Origin of the sequence: Streptomyces alkaliphilus (assembly GCF_014141535.1) — a bacterium.
GTDB lineage: Bacteria > Actinomycetota > Actinomycetes > Streptomycetales > Streptomycetaceae > Streptomyces > Streptomyces alkaliphilus.
Map to the genome: position 1 here is coordinate 1 of NZ_VKHT01000522.1, position 3,637 is coordinate 3,637.

At 71.6% G+C, this 3,637-nt stretch carries 4 protein-coding genes; 1 reads left to right on the plus strand and 3 read right to left on the minus strand.

The window, feature by feature from the left end; all coding sequences use genetic code 11:
- Positions 1-7: 7 nt before the first annotated feature.
- Positions 8-520 carry an Lrp/AsnC family transcriptional regulator gene (locus FNQ90_RS16005; protein ID WP_143617337.1) on the minus strand — a complete coding sequence of 171 codons (513 nt, stop codon included), beginning with the start codon at positions 518-520 and terminating at the stop codon, positions 8-10.
- A gap of 271 nt (positions 521-791) precedes the next feature.
- On the opposite strand from FNQ90_RS16005, the gene hppD reads away from it, so the two are divergent.
- A complete protein-coding gene (hppD, locus tag FNQ90_RS16010; protein WP_173019485.1) occupies positions 792-1,871 on the plus strand; it encodes a 4-hydroxyphenylpyruvate dioxygenase in 1,080 nt (359 codons plus the stop codon).
- Positions 1,872-1,969: 98 nt separating this feature from the next.
- Here hppD and FNQ90_RS16015 read toward each other — a convergent pair whose 3' ends face one another.
- Both FNQ90_RS16015 and FNQ90_RS16020 read right to left on the minus strand, forming a co-directional pair.
- A complete protein-coding gene (locus FNQ90_RS16015) occupies positions 1,970-2,350 on the minus strand; it encodes an alpha-amylase (protein ID WP_182607009.1) in 381 nt (126 codons plus the stop codon).
- Positions 2,351-2,793: 443 nt separating this feature from the next.
- Entirely contained in the window at positions 2,794-3,588 is a 795-nt protein-coding gene (locus tag FNQ90_RS16020; RefSeq protein WP_182607010.1) for a S16 family serine protease, read from the minus strand.
- Positions 3,589-3,637 lie beyond the last annotated feature (49 nt).

The following is a 3,637-nucleotide window of genomic DNA, read 5'->3' on the forward strand; positions in this document are numbered from 1 at the left end:
CCCCCGCTCATCCCGGTTCCCCGAAGTCCCCCGGGTCCCCTTCGTCGAGCCCGGAGGCCCGGCGCACCAACGGCATCACCCGCAGCGGCACCGGGTTCTCCATCACTATGGCGGTGGAGGAGCGCAGGATGCCCTCGAAGCCGACCACCCGGTCGATCACCCGTTGCAGGTCGGCCGTGGACCGGGCCACCAGCCGGCAGAGCATGTCCCCCTCTCCGGTGATGGTGTGCAACTCCAGCACCTCCGGCACGGCCCGCAGGTGGTCCCGGACCCGGAGCCCCTGACCCTGTCGGATCTCCAGGGTGGCGAAGGCGGTCACCGGGTAACCGATCGCCGCCGGGTCCACGTCCGGTCCCAGGCCGCGGATGACGCCGGCGGCCCGCAGCCGATCCAGGCGTGCCTGGACGGTACCGCGGGCGACCCCGAGCCGGCGCGACGCCTCCAGCACCCCGATCCGGGGCTCGCGGTCGAGCAGTTCCAGCAGCCGACCGTCGAGCCGGTCGATGCTCCACTCCCTCATGGCTCCCCCACGCTGAACTCCGCACTGAACACACTGTCCACAACGCCCGGTGTTCACCGGGCTCCGCCGGCCGGATTGTCCAGCCGGAACGCGAACTCTTGCACACCCTGACGGCCATCGGGACCCTTGGCCCATGACGGACACCACGCGCGAGAACCCGCTGTCGTCGCCGGAGACCCCGGTGGCGACCACCACGAGCCCGGTTCCCACCACCGCCACGGCGACCCCGCAGGCGCCGGGGACGTCCGAGGACCTGTTCCCCGTGCACGGCATGGACGCCATCGTCTTCGCGGTGGGCAACGCCAAACAGGCCGCCCACTACTACTCCACCGCCTTCGGCATGCGCCGGGTCGCCTACTCGGGGCCGGAGAACGGCAACCGCGAGACGGCCTCCTACGTCCTGGAGTCCGGGGGCGCCCGGTTCGTCCTCACCTCGGTCATCAAGCCGACCACCGACCACGGCCGATTCCTGGCCCGGCACGTGGCGGAACACGGGGACGGCGTCATCGACCTCTCCCTGGAGGTCCCGGACGTGCGCGCCGCCTACGAGGGGGCCCTGGCGCGCGGTGCCAAGGGGTTGGTCGAGCCGCACGAGGTGAGCGACGACGACGGCACGGTGGTGCTGGCCTCCATCGCCACCTACGGCGAGACCCGGCACACGCTGGTGGACCGCTCCGGGTACAAGGGCGCCCATCTGCCCGGTTACACGGCGGTCGATCCGATCGTCGAGCCGGCGGAGCGCCGTTTCTTCCAGGCGGTGGACCACTGCGTGGGCAACGTCGAGCTGGGCCGGATGAACGAGTGGGTGGAGTTCTACCGGCGGGTGATGGGCTTCACCAACATGAAGGAGTTCGTGGGCGACGACATCGCCACCGAGTACTCCGCCCTGATGTCGAAGGTGGTCGCCAACGGCACGCGCAAGGTGAAGTTCCCGATCAACGAACCGGCGATCGCGAAGAAGAAGTCGCAGATCGACGAGTACCTGGAGTTCTACGGCGGCCCCGGCGTGCAGCACGTGGCGCTGGCCACCAACGACATCGTCCACACCGTCCGCTCGATGCGGGCGGCGGGCGTGGAGTTCCTGGACGTGCCGGACTCGTACTACGACACCCTCGGCGAGTGGGTGGGTGACACCCGGGTCCCGCTGGACGAGCTGCGCGAGCTGAAGATCCTCGCCGACCGGGACGAGGACGGCTACCTGCTGCAGATCTTCACCAAGCCGGTGCAGGACCGGCCCACGGTTTTCTTCGAGATGATCGAGCGTCATGGCTCGATGGGCTTCGGGAAGGGAAATTTCAAGGCACTCTTCGAGGCCATCGAGCGTGAACAGGCGAAGCGGGGGAATCTGTAGGAGTACCACCCCCTCGAGCCGCCCCCGCGACCTGCACTCGCGGGGGCGGCCGGTTTTCGGGGAGAACCTCCGGGGTTCCCGTGAGGACCCGGACCGGGTCAGTCGGCGCAGGGCTCCACGGCCACCGGGTGGTCCCCGTCGAAGCCGTATCCCCGGAAGGTGTGCCAGCCGCCGGGAACGACGAGCCGGCAGTCGCTCACCTCGCCGAAGGTGTAGCGGACGCGCAGCAGGTGCTCCTCCTCGCACTCGCTGTGGAGGTGGGTGTAGCGCAGACCGGCGTACAGATGGACGCACCCGGGGGCGGTCGTCGGAACCGTCTGCCCGGGCGCGGACGCCGGCGCGGGATCGAGCGCGGCGGCCGGGGCGGCGGCTCCGAAGAGCGCCGCGAACACCGTGACCACCGCGATCGGGAGAGCGGTGGGACGAAGCCGGCCCCGGCCCGCCGGGCGACGGGAAACGCGGAACGCCGTGGTGCGCATGGTGACTCCCTCGATGGGTGCGGTTGGTTCCGTCCGTCTCCCGCCGTCCCGAAGTCGGGGCGGCGGGTGACGGCCGGATCCATCATGGACCTTCCGAAATTTCTTGCAGTCGTTTTGCGCAAGAACTTTCCGGAACGGAACGCGCTTACCCGGTAACGGGGAGGTGTCACGATCCGGGGCCGGCCGCCCAACCGGGGGCGCCCCGGGCAGGCGCATCCCCTTCCCACCTGCGGTGTTCGACACGGGCTCGCCCGGTGGCCCCGTCCGACCGGGGAGCGGAGGGTTACGTCCGAAAATCTCACCGCAGAGCACGCACCGGGCCGCCCGGGCTCGGTCCCCGGCCGGCACCCGGCGGTATTCGGACAGTTGGCCGGCGGGATGACGGCACCGGGCAGCCCGGGTCCGGCGGGCCGGCGGGCCGGCGGGCCGGCGGGCCGGCGGGATCAGCAGGTGGGGACGGGGTCCCCGCTCTCCAGTGCCTCCAGCGCGCGCACGGCGTCGGTCAGGGTGCTCACCGGAATCACCCGCAGCCCGTCGGGCGCGGACCGGTTCGCCTCGGCGCACTCCGCCGAGGGCACCAGGAAGACCTCCGCCCCGTCCCGGTCGGCCGCGCGGGTCTTCAGCGGGACGCCGCCGACCGAACCGACCCGCCCGTCCGGGGCGATGGCACCGGTCCCGGCGATCACCCGACCGCCCGTCAGGTCCCCGCCCTCGCCGTCGCCGTCCAGCAGCTCCACCACGCCGAGCGCGAAGAGCAGGCCCGCGCTGGGACCGCCCACGTCCTCCAGACGCAGCTCGATGTCCAACTCGCCGAGATCCTCGGGGAGGTCGGGCCCGGCCCCGGTGCGGCCCTCCACCAGCGTCAGCGCCGCCGTGACGGCGGCCCGTTGGGAGTCGAGCATCTGGCCGGTGGTGTAGTCGCGGATCTCCTCGGTGTTCCGGCCCGGCGGGTAGACCGCGTCCCGGGGCATCACCGCCCGGTCGTCGGAGAAGTAGCCGGAGACCACCTCGGAGAGGCGGATATCGGCGTCCGGCGGGGTCGCCAGGATCGTGGTCATCCGCAGCTCACCGTCCGGATCCCGGATCTCCGTCCCGGAGATCTCGATGACCGACTCGCCCTCGACATCCCCCAGGACGTCCACCGTCGCGCCGGGGTAGGCCACCACGAACGGCAACGGCAGCAGCGTCACCACCAACAGCAGGGCCACCACGGGCGTCGCGCACAGCGCGAGCACCACCGCACGGCGGGAACGGGACCCGGCGCTGAACCGGGAGGGGGCGGCGGGG